Below are 15,946 nucleotides of genomic sequence, written 5' to 3' on the forward strand. Positions count from 1 at the left end.
GCCGATGACGACGCCAGCGGGACGAGACGACGAGCTGATCGGGACCGGCGCGCCCGCGCGGCCCGGCCGCGTGGTCGAGAAGGCGTCGATCGCCGTCTTCCTCGTCTTCTTCCTCAACGGCTTCAACTTCGCCAGCTGGGCCGCGCGCCTGCCGGCCATCCGCGACGGGCTGGGGTTCGACCCTGCCCAGATGGGTCTGCTGCTCCTCGTCGGCGCGGTCGGCTCGCTGGTCGCGCTGCCGCTGTCCGGCATGGTGATCGAGCGCCTCGGTGCCCGCCGCACGGTGCTCGCGTTCGCGATCCTCAACGCGAGCGGGCTCGTCGTCGCCTCGATCGGCGTGGCGCTCGGCCAGGTCCCCGTCGTCGGCCTGGGCCTCGTGCTCTTCGGCGTCGGCACCGGGGTGTGGGACGCGTCGATGAACGTCGAGGGCGCGGTCGTCGAGCAGCACCTGGGCCGCACGATCATGCCGCGCTACCACGCCGGGTTCTCGTTCGGCACGGTCGCCGCCGCCGGGGTTGCCGCCGTCGCGGCCGGTCTGCACGTGCCCGTGGTCGTGCACATCCCGATCGCGGTCGTCCTGTCGGTGATCGGCGTCGCGTTCGCCGTCCGGGCCTTCCTGCCCGCGGCCGACGAGCCTGACGTGCGGCACGCCTCCGAGAAGCCGGAGAAGGGAGCTCGCGGAGCGCTGGCCGCGTGGCTCGAGCCGCGCACCCTGCTCATCGGCCTCGTCGTGCTGGCGGCAGCCCTCACGGAGGGGTCGGCCAACGACTGGGTCAGCCTCGCGGTCGTCGACGGCTTCGACGTGCCGCACGCCCTGGGCGCCCTCGCGTTCGCCATCTTCGTCACCGCGATGACCGCCATGCGCTGGTTCGGCACCCTCCTGCTCGACCGGTACGGCCGCGTGGCGATCCTGCGGCTGTGCGGCGCGCTCTCGCTGGTCGGCCTGGTCACCTTCGCCCTCGCCGGTCACCTGGGGCTCGCGATCGTGGGCATCGTGATCTGGGGGGCGGGGGCCGCGCTGGGCTTCCCGGTCGGCATGAGCGCCGCGGCCGACGACCCGATCCGCGCCGCCGCCCGTGTCAGCGTGGTCTCGACGATCGGGTACAGCGCGTTCCTCGCCGGTCCGCCGCTGCTCGGGCTGCTGGCGCAGCACGTCGGGTACCGGCACGCGCTGCTCGTCATCGTCGTGCCCGTGGTGCTGGGTCTGCTCGTGGTGAACGCCGCGGCCCCGCTCAAGAACCGCGGCTAGCCTGAGGGCGTGCAGACCGAGCTGAGCACGGACGACTGCTCGCCCGCGAGCGTCCCTCCGACGATCCACTGGCCCGCGACGACCGCGCAGTCCTCCACCCTCGCGGACCTCACCACGCTCCGCGTCGGCGGGGCGCCGTCGCGGTACGTCCAGACCTCGACCGAGGCCGAGCTGATCGCCGCCGTGCGCGCGGCCGACGAGTCGGGGGAGCCGGTCCTCGTCGTCGGGGGCGGATCCAACCTGCTGGTGGCGGACGCCGGCTTCGACGGCGTGGTCGTGCGCGACGTGCGCAGCGGCATCGACGTCCCCGACGCCTCCGCGTGCGCCGGGGCGACGCTCACGGTGCCGGCCGGGACGCCGTGGGACGAGGTCGTGCGGTACGCGGTCGAGCAGGAGCTCACGGGCATCGAGACGCTCTCGGGCATCCCCGGCTCGACGGGCGCGACGCCGGTGCAGAACGTCGGCGCGTACGGTCAGGAGGTCTCGCAGAGCATCGCGACCGTCCGGGTCTGGGACCGGGGGCGCGGCAAGGTTCGCACGCTGCCGCTGGTCACGCTCGCGTTCGGCTACCGCACGTCGCTGCTCAAGCGCTCGATGCGGTCCGCCGACTCCGACGACCCGCGCGCCCCGTGGTCGCCGACGCCCCGCTACGTGGTGCTCGACGTGACGTTCCAGCTGCGCCCCGGTGACCTGTCCCGCCCGATCGTCTACGCCGAGCTCGCCCGCACGCTCGGGATCGAGATCGGTGGGCGTGCCCCGCTCGCCGCGGTCCGCGAGACCGTGCTTGCGCTGCGCGCCCGCAAGGGCATGGTGCTGGACCCCGACGACCACGACACGTGGAGCGCGGGCTCGTTCTTCACCAACCCGCTGCTGACCGCCGAGGCGGCGGCCGCGCTGCCGGACGACGCCCCGCGCTTCCCGACGGACGACGGCCGCGTGAAGTCGAGCGCGGCCTGGCTGATCGAGCGGTCAGGCTTCTCCCGCGGTTTCGGTGCCCCCGGCCCCGCGACGCTCTCGACCAAGCACGCGCTCGCGCTGACCAACCGCGGCGGCGCGAAGGCCGAGGACCTGCTCGCGCTGGCCCGTCAGGTGCGCGACGGCGTCCGGGCGTCCTTCGGCGTCGAGCTCGAGCCGGAACCCGTGCTCGTGGGCGTCACGCTCTGACGCCCGAGCAGCGCGCCGTGCACCAGCACGAGCGCCTCGTCGTCGGTCAGGCCGGCGGCGCGGACGGCCGCGACGTACGTCTCCGCGGCCCGGCGCGCGAGGTCCGTCGGCACCGACGCCCCCTCGGCGATGACCGTCCCGGCCCGGCGACGGGTCTCGACGACGCCCTCGGCCTCGAGCTCCCGGAACGCGCGCGCGACCGTCCCGGCGGCCAGGCCGAGATCCGTGGCCAGGGCACGGATGGTCGGCAGGCGGTCGCCGGCCACCAGCCGTCCGGCAGCCACGTGCGCGACCACCTGCGCGCGGATCTGCTCGAACGCGGGGACGCCGGAGGTCAGGTCGACCTCGAGCTGCGCGGTCATGCCGTGACCTGCGGCCGGGCCGCGACGGGTGGGGCGGTGACGCGCGGCGCCCGGCTGCACCGCAGCGCGATGACCGGCGCGGCCGCGGCGATCGAGACGGCGACGATGGCCACGGCCGACGCCACCGCCTCGGAGCTGCCGACCCCGAACGCGTCTGCCCACCGCGGCTGCACGCTGCGCACGGCGTTGGCGGCGACGAACAGGCAGGCCGCGAGCGTCCACCCGATGGTCAGCTGCACGCCGGCCAGCACGCGTCGCGCGGAGGTGCGGCGCAGCGTGAGGTCGTCGGCGGGATCCGTGTCCGCGACCGCGGGACGGCGCGCGACGAGCGCGAGGACGGCGAGGCAGCCGATGACCAGGAGCACCAGCGCGACCCCGATCCACCGTCCGTAGTACCAGCCCGGAAACGGGCTGGCGGTGTTCACGACCTGCCCCGCGTGGGCGTAGGAGAGCGACCGTCCTCCCGTACCTGCCGCGGCACCGGCGACGACGAGCAGGAGCGCCAGGAGCGCGGCCCAGGTGCACGTCAGCGCGAGGAGTGCGCGCGGGGCCACGTCGCGGATCTGCCGGCGGACCAGGGGTGCCCGACGCACCGGGCCGTCGGGCCGGGGCCAGGTGAGCTCGCCGACGAGGTGGACCGCGGCGAAGCCCACGCCGGCGAGCAGCGGGACGGCCCCCGGGGCGACACCGCCGACCGCGGGGGTCGTCAGGGCGAACGCCGACGCCATCGGCGCGAGCGTGAGCACGAGGACCGGCACGGGGATCAGCACGCACCACGCCACTGCCGTGACCCGTCGGGCGTGCCGCTCGGCGGCAACGAATGCCTCGGAGGGGGAGGTCGCGCCCGTCGTCCGGACCGGACGGAGCGCCCAGCCGATGCCGAGCGCGAGCCCGAGCAGCAGCACGAGCCAGATTCCGACGGACATCGTGTCAGCTCCTTGTGTCAATGAATCAATCTATTGACACAATAGCGCGACCGGTCGCGGTCGAGTCAAGACGCGAGCCACGCGTCGACCCCGGCGAGCAGCCGGGCGCGGACGTCGTCACCCGCGCGGCTGGCCCGGATCGACGACCGCGCCAGCTCCGCGAGCTCGTCGTCGGAGAACTCGTGCACCTCGCGCGCCAGCACGTACTGGTCGAGCAGGCGCGACCGGAAGAGCAAGGGGTCGTCGGCGCCGAGCGCCACGGTCGCGCCGGCGTCGACCAGCGCGCGCAACGGCACGTCCGACGCGCGGTCGTACACGCCGAGCGACACGTTCGATGCCGGGCACACCTCGAGCGCCACGCCCTCGTCGACCACGCGCTCGAGCACCCGCGGGTCCTCCGCCGACCGCACGCCATGGCCGAGCCGATCCGGGTGCAGGTGCTCGACGACCTCCTCGACGTGCGCAGGCCCGAGGAGCTCCCCGCCGTGGGGCACCGAGGCCAGCCCGGCGTCACGGGCGATCGCGAACGCGTGCGCGAACTCGGACGTCTCGCCGCGGCGCTCGTCGTTGGACAGCCCGAAGCCGACCACCTGACCCGGCCCGTCACCGGCATGGTGCGCCGCGAGCCGGGCGAGCGTGCGCGCCTCGAGCGGGTGCCGCATGCGGGACGCGGCGACGATGACGCCGACGTCGACGCCGGTGCTCGCCGCGGCCTCGCGGGCGGCGTCGAGCACGATCTCGAGCGCGGGCGTGAGGCCGCCGACGAACGGTGCGTACGACGTCGGGTCCACCTGGATCTCGAGCCGACCCGAGCCCTCGGCAGCGTCGTCCTGCGCGGCCTCCGCGACGATCCGGCGCATGTCGGCCTCGCTGCGGACGCACGCGCGGGCGGCGTCGTAGAGGCGCTGGAACCGGAACCAGCCGCGCTCGTCGGCGGGGACGTGCAGGGCGTCGTCGTCGAGCAGGGCGGACGGCAACCGGATCCCGTGGGTCGTCGCCAGCTCCGCGAGCGTGGACACCCGCATCGAGCCGGTGAAGTGGAGGTGCAGGTGGGCCTTCGGCAGAAGGGCCAGGTCCCGGGCCGTCACACGCCTGCCGTGGTCGCGTCGATGAGCCGGTACCCCACGCCGCGCACGGTGTCGAAGTGCTCGGCGCCCACCTTGCGGCGCAGGTACCGCACGTACACGTCGACCACGTTCGAGCCGGGGTCGAAGTCGAAGCCCCACACCTCGGAGAGCAGGCGCTCGCGGGTGAGCACGTCGCCGGGGTGCCGCAGGAACGTCTCGGCCAGTGCGAACTCGCGGGCGGACAGATCCACCTCCTGCGTGCCGACCTTCATCCGGCGCGTCCGCAGGTCCAGCTCGAGCGCTCCGTGGCGCAGCACCGACGCCTCGGGGGAGGTGGTCTGCGCCCGCAGCCGCAGCCGGACGCGGGCCAGGAGCTCCTCGAACCGGAACGGCTTGGCCATGTAGTCGTCGGCCCCGGACTCCAGCCCGGTGACGGTGTCGGTGACCGACGAGCGGGCGGTGAGCACGATGACGGGCACGGTCTCGCCGGCGGCACGCAGGCGCCGGAGCACCTCGAAGCCGTCGATGTCCACCAGCCCCAGGTCGAGCACGAGCAGGTCGACGTCCCCGGCCCGGACCAGCGCGATCGCGTCCTCGCCGGACGTCACGGCGCTCGTCTCGAACCCCGCGGCGCGCAGGCCCTTCGCGACGAACGCGGCGATGCGCTCCTCGTCCTCGGCGATGAGGATGTGCGTCATCGGTTCTCCACCAGCTGGGCGACGGGTCGGGTCTCGCCGTCCACGAGATCGACGGCGGGCAGGTCCAGCACGAAGACCGCGCCGGGCCCGACGTTAGCCGGTGGATGCTCCACGAACACACCGCCGTGGTGGGCGTGGGCGATCGCGGCGACGATCGGCAGCCCCAGGCCGGCGCCGTGGGAGATGCGATCGGCCTGCCCGCGGTGGAAGCGCTCGAAGATCCGGCCCTCCTCGCCGGCCGGGACGCCGGGCCCCTCGTCGCGCACCCACAGCAGCAGGCGGTCGCCCGCCACCTCGCTGCCGAGCCGGACGGTGGAACCCGGGGCGGAGTAGCGGCAGGCGTTGGCGAGCAGCTGCAACCACGCCTGGGTGATGCGCTGCGCGTCGAGCTGCACCGTCACGTCCGCCCGCGAGGCCACCACCCAGCGCCGGTCGCCCAGCGCCCGCGCCTTCTCGTGCACGTCGTCGGTCAGCCGCCCCACGTCGGTGGGCGCGTACCGCACGAAGTCGGGGCGGTCCGTGGTCGCGAGCGTCATCAGGTCGTCGACCAGGCGCTGCATCCGGTCGAGCTCGTCGAGCGCCAGCGCCTGGGTGGCGCGGACGTCGTCGGGGTCGTCCGGGTCCAGCAGCTCGAGGTGGCCGCGCACGATCGTCAGCGGGGTGCGCAGCTCGTGACCGACGTCGTCGAGCAGCTCGCGCTGCGACCCGAACGCACGCTCGAGCCGGTCGAGCATGGCGTTCACGGTCCGCGCCATGTTCGACAGGTCGTCCTTGCCGGTCACCGTGATGCGCTCGGACAGGTCCGACTCCGTGATCCGGCGCGTGGTGTCCCGCAGCAGGCGGATCGGCCGCAGCAGGCGCCCGACGACGAACCAGGCCACGACGGCGATCACGGCGAGGGCGGCCAGCCCCACGGCGGAGTACGTGACGAACGTGCTCCGCAGACTCGACATCTCAGCGGTGCGGTCGAAGGCGACGACGAACATGCCGGTGCCCGGGTCGCCGGACAGGAGGACCGGCACTGCGATCAGGCGGTACTGCGTCACCGCTGTGTCGACGGTCCGGGCGACCGAGGTGGTGTCTGCCGGCAACGTCGCCAGGACCGCGACGAGCTCCGGGTCCCGCTCGAGCCTGACTGCCCGCGTCTCAGGTGCGGGCAGCCACTCCGGCTCGCCGTCGACCAGCGTGATGACCCCCTCGTTCTTACCGGGCACGCGGTTCCGGACGCCCTCCTTCAGCACAGCGCTCACGCTGTCGAACGGCAGTTTCGTGGTGGAGTCCCGCTCCGCCTGGACCTGGCGGAGCGCCGCGACCGCTCGCGACAACGAGTTGTCGATCCGGGCGTCCGTCTCGGCCGCCTGAAGCGCGAATGCGGTTCCACCGGCGATCATCACCGTCACGGCCGCCAGCAGGACGACGGCCGTGAGCAGCCGGGCCCGGACGGTGAGGTGCGCCAGCGTGCGCCGGTGCATCGGGATCGCACCGGTCGTGGCACCGGGGGCGACCCGGGCGCGGCGTGGCATGACGGACAGTATGTCCGCCGTGCCCGCCCCCGCGCAGGCGTCTCCAGAGCCGGCGTGACGACGTCAGCCGTCGTCGCGGCGCTGCCAGCGGAACGTCCGGACGCCGACCAGCAGCGCGGCGACCGCCCAGGCGATCAGCACCAGCGCCGTCGCGCCGTGCTGCCACGAGCCGCTGACCTCCCACGACTCGGCGCTCGCCGGCAGGAACACCGAGCGCATGCCCTGCGCCATCCACTTGAGCGGGAACACCGCCGCCACCTGCTGCATCCACGTCGGCAGGTCGTTGTACACGAAGAACACGCCGGAGATGAACTGCAGGACGAGCACGACCGGAGTGACCACCGCGCTCGCAGACCTCCCGGAGCGGGGCACCGACGAGAAGGCGACGCCGCACAGGGTGCCCGCCGCGGTCCCGAGCAGGAACACCCAGGCGAACGTGGTCCACGCGGCGGCGGTCGTCGGCAGCGGGACGCCGAAGAACAGCGCTGCGGCGGCGAGCAGCAGCGTCGTCTGGACCAGCGAGGTGGCCAGCACCTCGCCGGTCTTGCCGAGGAAGTAGGCCGCCGGCGGCAGGGGTGCGCCGTGCAGCCGCTTGAGCCCGCCGTCGTCCCGCTCCACGGCGATGGTGATAGCGAGGTTCTGGAAGCTGGAGAGCATGATGCCCGTCGCCAGCATGCCCGGCAGGAAGTACTGGGCGAACGGGATCCCCGGCGCCGGCCCCACCGTCGCGCCGTCCTGCCCGAACACCGTCGCGAAGATCGCGAGCATGATGATCGGGTACGCGAAGATGAAGACGACGGCGTCGCGCTCGCGGAAGAACGTGCGCACCTCGTAGCCGGTCCGCGCGAGCCCGAGGCGCACGACCCCGGGCAGCGCCGTCTGCTCGGCGGTCATGCCCGCGCCTCGTCGGCGATCAGGGTGAGGTAGACGTCCTCCAGCGTCGGGCGCAGCACCTGCAGGCCCGGTACCTCCCCGCCCAGGCTCGCGGTCAGGTCGACCACCGTCTGCGTCGGCGTGTCGGTCCGGACCTCGCGCGTCACGCCGTCCTGCGTCCAGCGCACGACCGCCTGCCGCGCGGTCCGGCCCCCGAGGTCGGCGGGTGGCCCCTCGGCGACCACCCGCCCGTCGTGCACCACGACGACGCGGTCGGCGAGGCGCTCCGCCTCCTCCAGGTAGTGGGTGGTCAGCAGGATCGTCGTGCCGTCGGCGGCCAGCGCCTCGACCAGGTCCCAGAACGAGCGTCGCGCCTGCGGGTCGAAGCCGGTGGTGGGCTCGTCGACGAACAGGAGATCAGGCCTGCCGACGATGCCGAGGGCGACGTCCAGCCGGCGGCGCTGACCGCCCGACAGCTGGCGGGCACGCGTCCGCGCCTTCTCCTGCAGCCCCACGGAGGCGATCACCTCGTCCGGGTCCCGCGGTGCGGGGAAGAACCGGGCGAAGTGCCGCACCAGCTCCGCGACGGTCGCCTCGGCGAGGTCGTTGTTGCTCTGCAGCACGATGCCGAGCCGCGAGCGCCAGGCCCGGTCGCCGGTCTGCGGGTCCCGCCCGAGCACGCGCACGTCGCCGCCGTCCCGCGTGCGGTAGCCCTCGAGGATCTCGACCGTCGTCGTCTTCCCGGCACCGTTCGGTCCGAGGATCGCGACGACCTCCCCGGTGGCCACCCGCAGGTCGAGGCCGTCGACGGCCCGCTTCTCGCCGTAGGCCTTGCGCAGGCCGGTGACCTCGACGGCGTCCGGCACGGACGGTCTACTCGGCCTCGGCCAGCAGCGACTGGATCCGGCTGATGCCCTCGACCAGGTCGTCGTCGCCCAGGGCGTACGACAGCCGCAGGTAGCCGCTCGGGCCGAACGCCTCGCCGGGCACCACGGCGACCTCGACCTCCTCGAGGATCAGCGTCGCCAGCTCCGCCGAGGTGGTCGGCGTGACGCCGCGGATGGTCCGGCCGAGGACGCCCTTGACCGACGGGTACACGTAGAACGCGCCTTCGGGCGTGGGGACCTGGACGCCGTCGATCTGCGCGAGCATCTCGACGATGGTCCGCCGGCGCCGGTCGAACGCGGTCCGCATCTCCTCGACGGCCGCGAGGTCGCCGGTGAGCGCGGCGATCGCGGCCCGCTGCGACACGTTCGCCACGTTGGACGTGAGGTGCGACTGGAGGTTCGTCGCCGCGGCGATGACGTCCGGGGGACCGATCATCCAGCCCACGCGCCACCCGGTCATGGCGTAGGTCTTCGCGACGCCGTTGAGCACGATCGTCGTGTCCGCGAGCTCGGGCACCACGCGCAGGATGGGCGTGAACACCGCGTGGTCGTAGGTGAGGTGCTCGTAGATCTCGTCAGTGATCACCCAGATGCCGTGCTCGAGCGCCCAGCGGCCGATCTCCGCCGTCTGCTCGGGGGAGTAGACCGCGCCGGTCGGGTTGGAGGGGGAGCAGAAGAGCAGCGCCTTCGTCTGCGGCGTGCGGGCCGCCTCGAGCTGCTCGACGGTCACCAGGTACCCCTGGTCGGCACCCGCGAACACCTCGACCGGGACGGCTCCGGCCAACCGGATCGCCTCCGGGTACGTGGTCCAGTACGGCGCGGGCAGCAGCACCTCGTCGCCCGGGTCGAGGATCGCCGCGAACGCCTGGTAGACGGCCTGCTTGCCGCCGTTGGTCACCAGGACGCTCGACGGCTTCACCTCGTAGCCGGAGTCGCGGAGCGTCTTCGCCGCGATGGCCTCGCGCAGGGCAGGCAGCCCGGCGGCCGGCGTGTACCGGTGGTTCACGGGGTCCTGGGCGGCGGCGATGGCCGCGTCGACGATGTACCCCGGCGTGGGGAAGTCGGGCTCCCCGGCGCCGAAGCCGATGACCGGGCGACCAGCGGCCTTGAGCGCCTTGGCCTTGGCGTCGACCGCCAGCGTCGCGGACTCGGCGATCGCGGCCAGTCGGGCGGACACACGGGCACGGGGAGGGGTCTGCTCGCTCACGGCCCCCATAGTGGCAGAGGTCACGTCGACCCGTGCCCGGCATGTCAGCGCCCCCGCTGGTGCTCCCCGGCGGGTTCGACCCACGGGCGCACGTCGCGTACAGTGAACCCCCGGCGGTTGACGTCCGCCATGATGAGCCGTGCCCCGGAGGTCTCCGGGAAGCCGCGCGGACCCCCTGCGGGTGGTGTCCGACGGCGTGCGCACGGGTCGTCGTGGGGGGCGCAGGCCGCCGTAGGGCAGTGGCGCAATTGGTAGCGCAGCGGTCTCCAAAACCGCAGGTTGCAGGTTCGAGTCCTGTCTGCCCTGCGCACGCGTCTCGGACGTCCGGGGTTCCCCGGGCGGACCAGATGGCGAGCAGGACCGCCGGTCGGTCCGGCGCGACGCGTCGGCCTGTCCGTCTGCCGGGTATCCGCACGGGCCCGGCTTGAGGAACCACCACGAGACGTAGGGGCCAGACGTGAGCGAAACAGCACCGGCTGCGGCGTCCGACGCCGAGGGTTCGGCGGCGCGCCCGTCGACGCCCAAGGGTGCCCGCAAGGGGTCGTCCGAGTCTCGTGGGATGTTCGCCCGCATCGCACTCTTCGTCCGCCAGGTCATCGCGGAGCTGAAGAAGGTCGTCCGGCCCACGCGGTCGGAGCTGATCACCTACACGAGCGTCGTGCTCGTGTTCGTCGCCGTGATCATGGCCTTCGTCACCGTCATCGACCTGGGCATCGGCAAGCTCACGTTCTGGGTCTTCGGAGGCTGACGGCCGGTCGGGGACAGTTCCCGACAGCTAGGCAGTCGCCCCACCAGGGTCGAGCAACCACCGCGCCGGTTCGCCGGGCGCACACGCTGGAGAAAGCAGGTTCGCACGTGTCGCAGGAGTCGCAGGAGCCCACCACGGGCGCCGAGGCGGAGCTCGAGGACGCCATCGCGTCGGTCGAGGCCGTCGAGGGGTCGGCGCAGGACGGCGTCGACGACGCCGTCGTCGATGACGCCACCGAGAGCGACGAGACCGGCGACGAGGTTGCTGAGCTCGACGACGACGAGGCCGACGAGGCCGACGAGGCCGACGAGGCCGAGGCCGACGACGAGCCCGACGTCGAGGAGGACCCGGTCGCCGCCTTCAAGCAGCAGCTGCGCACCCAGCTGGGCGACTGGTACGTCATCCACTCCTACGCCGGCTACGAGAACCGCGTGAAGGCGAACCTCGAGAACCGTCGCCAGAGCCTCAACATGGAGGACTTCATCTACCAGGTGGAGGTCCCCATGGAGGAGGTCGTGGAGATCAAGAACGCGCAGCGCAAGGTCGTCAAGCGCGTCCGGATCCCCGGCTACGTCCTCGTCCGCATGGACCTCACCGACGAGTCGTGGGGCGCCGTCCGGCACACCCCGGGCGTCACCGGCTTCGTCGGCCACACACACCAGCCCGTCCCGCTCACGCTGGACGAGGTCTTCTCGATGCTCGCGCCGTCGCTGGAGCCCAAGCAGCCGACCACGGCCGCCGGCGCCGCCAAGGCCGCCTCGCAGATCAAGGTCGACTTCACGGTCGGCGAGTCGGTGACCGTCACGGACGGCCCGTTCGACACGCTCCCCGCCACGATCTCCGAGATCAACGCCGAGAACCAGAAGCTCAAGGTCCTCGTCTCCATCTTCGGCCGGGAGACCCCGGTCGAGCTGTCGTTCAGCCAGGTCGCCAAGATCTGACTGTTCTCGCGTCGGGCCCACGCCCGACGTCCTGCAACCGGGTCATCGCCCACGGCGTCGGCCCACGACACGAACGGAAGCAGCTATGCCCCCGAAGAAGAAGGTCACCGGCCTCATCAAGCTCCAGATCAAGGCCGGCGCGGCCACCCCTGCGCCGCCGATCGGTCCGGCGCTCGGTCAGCACGGTGTCAACATCATGGAGTTCTGCAAGGCGTACAACGCTGCCACCGAGGCGCAGCGCGGCAACGTCATCCCCGTGGAGATCACGGTGTACGAGGACCGCTCGTTCACCTTCATCACGAAGACGCCGCCGGCCGCCGAGCTGATCAAGAAGGCCGCCGGTGTGGCCAAGGGTTCCCCGACCCCGCACACCGTCAAGGTCGCCACCCTCACCAAGGCGCAGGTCAGCGAGATCGCGAGCACCAAGCTCGAGGACCTCAACGCCAACGACCTCGCCGCGGCCGAGAAGATCATCGCGGGCACGGCCCGCTCGATGGGCATCAAGGTCGAGGGCTGAGCGCAGCTCAGACCGAGGAATCGGTACCGAGGGCTGACGAGCTAGCACGACAACGGCGGGCCGAGTCCGGCTCGCTGAGCACTGTGGAAGGGCCTGAACGGCCCGACTGACCACGACAGGAGAAGAGCATGGCGAAGCACAGCAAGGCGTACCGCGCCGCGGTCGAGAAGATCGAGGCCGACCGTCTCTACACCCCGCTCGAGGCCGTCCGCCTCGCGCAGGAGACGTCCACCACCAAGTACGACTCGACCGTCGAGGTCGCGTTCCGCCTCGGTGTCGACCCCCGCAAGGCGGACCAGATGGTTCGCGGCACGGTCAACCTGCCCCACGGCACCGGCAAGACCGCCCGCGTCATCGTGTTCGCCACGGGCGAGCGTGCCGAGCAGGCCCGCGCCGCGGGTGCCGACGAGGTCGGTGGCGACGAGCTCATCGACAAGGTCGCAGCCGGCTACACGGACTTCGACTCCGCCGTCGCCACGCCCGACCTCATGGGCAAGGTCGGTCGACTGGGCAAGGTCCTGGGGCCGCGCGGCCTCATGCCGAACCCGAAGACCGGCACCGTGACGATGGACGTGGCCAAGGCCGTGTCCGACATCAAGGGCGGCAAGATCGAGTTCCGCGTGGACCGTCACGCGAACCTGCACTTCATCATCGGCAAGACCTCGTTCAGCGACACGGCGCTCGTGGAGAACTACGCCGCCGCGCTCGACGAGATCCTGCGTCTGAAGCCGTCCGCCTCGAAGGGTCGGTACATCGCCAAGGCGACGTTCTCGACGACGAACGGCCCCGGCATCCTGGTCGACCAGAACAAGACGCGGAACCTCACCTCCGAGGACGACGCCGCCTGACGCTGGCAGCACGCACGACGAAGGCCCGGTCCCCCCTGCGGACCGGGCCTTCGTCGTTCGTGGAGACGGGTGTCAGTACGGCAGCCACTGCGTGATGCAGGTGCCGCCGTCGCTGGAGCACTCCAGCCGCAGCGGCCCGCCGGGGCGCACGTCGAACCGGAAGTACCCGACGTCGTCGGTCTCGATCGTGGCGACGTCCCCGTCGGGGGTCCGCAGCGTGACGCGACCGGGTGTCGCGGGCAGCAGCTGCCCCTCGATGGACGACGTCTCGACCTCCACCTCGACGCCGAGTCCGTGCCCCTCGAACACGAGGGTGCGGGAGGCGCCGCCGGAGCGGTCGCGCACGCCGGCCGGCGCGTCGAGCGCGGTGGAGTCGTAGACCAGCTCGAGCAGGAGCAGGTCCATCTCCAGGCCGGCGCGGGCATCGAGCATGCCGCGGTGCGCGCGGAACGCCACGTCGGCGCTGGCGACGACCCGGTCGTAGGTGTCCGCCTCGGCGAGTGCGAGGTTCAGGTCCGCGGCGAGTGCCTCGTCGTCGGGCCACGGCGATCCGCCGTACGGTCCGGAGGTGTGGGCGCGGTCATCCGAGTGCCAGGACATCGCGTCCTCCTTCTTCAGCCGTGGAGGCCGTCCAGGCCTGCACGTAGTTCTTGATCGCCGCCGTCTGACGCAGGCGGGCGAGGCCACGACCCCGGGTGGGGCCGATCGAGCCGACAGGTACGCCGAGCTTCTCGGCGATCTCCGCGTAGCTCAGCGGAGGGTCGACGGCGAGCATCAGGAGGATCTCGCGCTGGTGCTCCGGCAGCTCAGCCAGGCCTTCGCGCAGGGCACGCTCGCGCTCGACGTGCAGCATCCGCTCGTCCATGTCGGAGTCGGACACGCCGTCCAGCCGGCCGCCCTGGGGGTCGACCGGGACCGTGCGCCGGTTGACGTTGGTGACCCGGATGCACTCGTGCCGGGCCGTGGTCGCGATCCACCCGGGCAACGCGTGCGGGTCGCGCAGCTTCTCGAGGTTCTCGAGCAGGTTCAGCCACACGGTCTGCGCGACGTCCTCGGCCTGGTGCGGGGTGAGCCGGAACTGGCGCACCCTCGCCACGACCGCCGGGGTGTGCCGTCGCACGATCTCGCCCCACGCGCGTGAGTCGCCGGCCAGGGCGCCCGCGACCAGCGCAGGGGCGTCCCACCGGCGGTACGGATCCTCGTCGTCCATGTCAGCATCCCTTCGTCCGAGGACTCGGTTGCCATCATGGCGCGCTGTGGGAACGGTGCCCAGCACTTCAGACCCCCGGCAGGATGCTGAAGGTCTGCCCGAAGTCGGGCAGGGGCCGGCCCGAGGCGAGCAAGGAGATGTAGGCCTGGCGCGTCGAGATGCCCTGCGTCTGCGCGATGCGCGCGATGGCGCCGGTGACCTGTGGCGCCGCGAAGGACGTCCCTGTCCAGCGTGCGAAGGCGTTCGGTCCGAAGGAGTCGGGGTCGTCGGTGAAGGCCGGCGACTGCGCCCCCTCGACGTACGTGGAGAGGATCCCCTCGCCCACCGTCGAGCAGTCGACCCACCAGCCGCGGCTGGAGAAGGTGCTGGGCCGCAGGTCCGACGTCAGCGAGCCCACGGAGACGACGCGCCGGAACGCGGCCGGCCAGGTGGGGACCGTGTCGCCGAAGTTCCCGGCGGCCGCCACGATCAGCGTCTCGGTGCTCGTGTCGCGCTCGTGCTCGGCGATGACCTCCAGCGCCACCGCGAGGGCGAGCGCCGGCTGGTTCGACAGCGTCTGGGTGCCGAGCGACAGGTTGACGATCTGCGCGCCGTCGCGCACGGCGTGGATCAGCGCGCACGCGACGTCGATCTCCGACCCGGTGCCCGCCGTGGTGAGCGCGCGGTACACCGTGATGTCGGCACCCGGCGCGACCTGCGCCACGATGCCGCTCACGAAGGTGCCGTGGCCGGCCGAGAAGTCGAGCAGGCCGTCCAGCGGGTCGACGTCCAGCGGGTCGACGTTCGAGTCGTTCTCGGGTGTCGCGGCGTCGTCGGGCGTCCGGGGGATCCCCACCAGCCACCCGTCGGTGCGGGGGCGGCCGTCGATCCCGGTGTCGACGATGGCGACCTTGACGCCGTCGCTGTCGCCCGAGCTGACGGGATAGTCGGGGAACGCCTCGATGGCCGTGGCAGCGACGCTGCTGCAGGGCTTCACCACCGGCTGCAACGGGGTCACGTGCGTCAGCGAGGCAGCGTGCCCGCGGTCGCGGAGCTCGGCGACGATGTCGTCCAGCTGGCGGGTCGTCGTCGCCTCGTCGGCGACGAGTCGCACGAGCCGGCTCTCGAGGGCCTCGCACCCGACGGGTTCGCGCCGCAGCCCGCGACCCTCGACGTAGGCCCGCACCCGCGCGTCCTCCCACGACGTCTGGCGGAGCAGGATCTCGCCGCGCAGGACGAGTGAGTCGGGTCCCTCCGTGGTGGTGACGAGGTCGATCGGCACGCGCCGGGTGCTGGCCCACCTGGACTGCACCGCACCGACGAGGTTGCGCCGGCGACGGTCGTCGGTGCGTCGCTGCGTCAGCTCCGTGACCTGCTTCTGCACCCGCTGGCGGACGCGCGCGTCGATGCCGGTCGCAGCGCGCAGGTTGTCGTACTCGTCGCCGAAGGGTCGACCCGGATTGCCACCGAAGGGCCGACCGGGACCGCCGGGGAGTTCGCTCACTTCTGCTCCTTGTTGTCCGCCTAGAATCCTGAAGATGTGCCCGTCCAGGCTCGGAACCGAGCCGGCGAGGTCGGACCACGAGCCCTACGCATCCTTGGAGGGCCGAGCCGACCTCCTGATACATGCGCGCGCGCTCATGGATGCCGTCGACGCTGATCCACGTGCTGTCGAGCCCCAGGCGGTCGCCCTCGTCGCCACTGCTCGGAGGTTGAGGGACCCGGAGCTCCTCGGCCTGAGCCTACG

17 protein-coding genes and 1 tRNA gene are annotated in these 15,946 nt (G+C 72.5%); 7 read left to right on the forward strand and 11 right to left on the reverse strand.

Annotated features, from left to right (window positions below):
* Positions 1 to 4 precede the first annotated feature (4 nt).
* Both AC1DQC_RS16040 and AC1DQC_RS16045 read left to right on the forward strand, forming a co-directional pair.
* Complete coding sequence (locus AC1DQC_RS16040) at positions 5 to 1,249, forward strand: MFS transporter (protein WP_477052236.1); 1,245 nt, start codon at positions 5 to 7, stop codon at positions 1,247 to 1,249.
* 63 nt (positions 1,250 to 1,312) lie between these two features.
* Positions 1,313 to 2,413, forward strand: coding sequence for a UDP-N-acetylmuramate dehydrogenase (locus AC1DQC_RS16045; protein ID WP_477052260.1), 1,101 nt, complete (start codon positions 1,313 to 1,315; stop codon positions 2,411 to 2,413).
* On the opposite strand, the gene AC1DQC_RS16050 is transcribed toward AC1DQC_RS16045, so the two are convergent.
* The 8 genes from AC1DQC_RS16050 to AC1DQC_RS16085 form a co-directional block, all read right to left on the reverse strand.
* The gene (locus tag AC1DQC_RS16050) at positions 2,335 to 2,775 is read right to left on the reverse strand and encodes a GntR family transcriptional regulator (RefSeq protein WP_477052237.1); all 441 of its coding nucleotides are present in this window, start codon (positions 2,773 to 2,775) and stop codon (positions 2,335 to 2,337) included. The two genes, AC1DQC_RS16045 and AC1DQC_RS16050, sit on opposite strands and share 79 nt — an antisense overlap.
* Complete coding sequence (locus tag AC1DQC_RS16055) at positions 2,772 to 3,701, reverse strand: hypothetical protein (RefSeq protein ID WP_477052238.1); 930 nt, start codon at positions 3,699 to 3,701, stop codon at positions 2,772 to 2,774. The genes AC1DQC_RS16050 and AC1DQC_RS16055 overlap by 4 nt, the downstream gene beginning before the upstream one ends.
* 65 nt (positions 3,702 to 3,766) lie before the next feature.
* The gene (locus AC1DQC_RS16060) at positions 3,767 to 4,789 is read right to left on the reverse strand and encodes an adenosine deaminase (RefSeq protein WP_477052239.1); all 1,023 of its coding nucleotides are present in this window, start codon (positions 4,787 to 4,789) and stop codon (positions 3,767 to 3,769) included.
* Entirely contained in the window at positions 4,786 to 5,466 is a 681-nt protein-coding gene (locus tag AC1DQC_RS16065) for a response regulator transcription factor (RefSeq protein ID WP_477052240.1), read from the reverse strand. The genes AC1DQC_RS16060 and AC1DQC_RS16065 overlap by 4 nt, the downstream gene beginning before the upstream one ends.
* The gene (locus AC1DQC_RS16070; RefSeq protein ID WP_477052241.1) at positions 5,463 to 6,989 is read right to left on the reverse strand and encodes a sensor histidine kinase; all 1,527 of its coding nucleotides are present in this window, start codon (positions 6,987 to 6,989) and stop codon (positions 5,463 to 5,465) included. The genes AC1DQC_RS16065 and AC1DQC_RS16070 overlap by 4 nt, the downstream gene beginning before the upstream one ends.
* A gap of 63 nt (positions 6,990 to 7,052) precedes the next feature.
* Positions 7,053 to 7,883 carry an ABC transporter permease gene (locus AC1DQC_RS16075; RefSeq protein WP_477052242.1) on the reverse strand — a complete coding sequence of 277 codons (831 nt, stop codon included), beginning with the start codon at positions 7,881 to 7,883 and terminating at the stop codon, positions 7,053 to 7,055.
* Positions 7,880 to 8,728 carry an ABC transporter ATP-binding protein gene (locus AC1DQC_RS16080; protein WP_477052243.1) on the reverse strand — a complete coding sequence of 283 codons (849 nt, stop codon included), beginning with the start codon at positions 8,726 to 8,728 and terminating at the stop codon, positions 7,880 to 7,882. Before AC1DQC_RS16080 ends, AC1DQC_RS16075 begins: the two co-directional genes overlap by 4 nt.
* A gap of 7 nt (positions 8,729 to 8,735) precedes the next feature.
* Positions 8,736 to 9,965: a pyridoxal phosphate-dependent aminotransferase gene (locus AC1DQC_RS16085; protein WP_477052261.1), complete on the reverse strand. Its 1,230-nt coding sequence runs from the start codon at positions 9,963 to 9,965 to the stop codon at positions 8,736 to 8,738.
* 224 nt (positions 9,966 to 10,189) lie between these two features.
* Here AC1DQC_RS16085 and AC1DQC_RS16090 point away from each other — a divergent pair.
* The 5 genes from AC1DQC_RS16090 (at position 10,190) to rplA (ending at position 13,010) form a co-directional block, all read left to right on the forward strand.
* Positions 10,190 to 10,262, forward strand: a tRNA-Trp gene (locus AC1DQC_RS16090).
* 151 nt (positions 10,263 to 10,413) lie between these two features.
* Positions 10,414 to 10,704 (forward strand): preprotein translocase subunit SecE, encoded by a 291-nt coding sequence (gene secE, locus AC1DQC_RS16095; protein ID WP_477052244.1) that lies wholly within the window; start codon positions 10,414 to 10,416, stop codon positions 10,702 to 10,704.
* A gap of 107 nt (positions 10,705 to 10,811) precedes the next feature.
* Positions 10,812 to 11,645, forward strand: a complete 834-nt coding sequence (gene nusG, locus AC1DQC_RS16100; RefSeq protein ID WP_477052245.1) for a transcription termination/antitermination protein NusG — start codon at positions 10,812 to 10,814, stop codon at positions 11,643 to 11,645.
* 85 nt (positions 11,646 to 11,730) lie between these two features.
* Entirely contained in the window at positions 11,731 to 12,162 is a 432-nt protein-coding gene (gene rplK / locus AC1DQC_RS16105; RefSeq protein WP_056023364.1) for a 50S ribosomal protein L11, read from the forward strand.
* A 128-nt stretch (positions 12,163 to 12,290) separates the two neighbouring features.
* Positions 12,291 to 13,010, forward strand: a complete 720-nt coding sequence (gene rplA / locus AC1DQC_RS16110; RefSeq protein ID WP_477052246.1) for a 50S ribosomal protein L1 — start codon at positions 12,291 to 12,293, stop codon at positions 13,008 to 13,010.
* A 72-nt stretch (positions 13,011 to 13,082) separates the two neighbouring features.
* On the opposite strand, the gene AC1DQC_RS16115 is transcribed toward rplA, so the two are convergent.
* From AC1DQC_RS16115 to AC1DQC_RS16125, 3 genes are all read right to left on the reverse strand, one after another.
* Positions 13,083 to 13,610 (reverse strand): hypothetical protein, encoded by a 528-nt coding sequence (locus tag AC1DQC_RS16115; RefSeq protein WP_477052247.1) that lies wholly within the window; start codon positions 13,608 to 13,610, stop codon positions 13,083 to 13,085.
* Positions 13,591 to 14,220: an RNA polymerase sigma factor gene (locus tag AC1DQC_RS16120; protein ID WP_477052248.1), complete on the reverse strand. Its 630-nt coding sequence runs from the start codon at positions 14,218 to 14,220 to the stop codon at positions 13,591 to 13,593. Before AC1DQC_RS16120 ends, AC1DQC_RS16115 begins: the two co-directional genes overlap by 20 nt.
* A 67-nt stretch (positions 14,221 to 14,287) precedes the next feature.
* The gene (locus AC1DQC_RS16125; protein ID WP_477052249.1) at positions 14,288 to 15,703 is read right to left on the reverse strand and encodes a S8 family peptidase; all 1,416 of its coding nucleotides are present in this window, start codon (positions 15,701 to 15,703) and stop codon (positions 14,288 to 14,290) included.
* Positions 15,704 to 15,946: the final 243 nt, after the last annotated feature.

It is taken from the genome of Cellulomonas sp. P4_H12 (assembly GCF_056400905.1).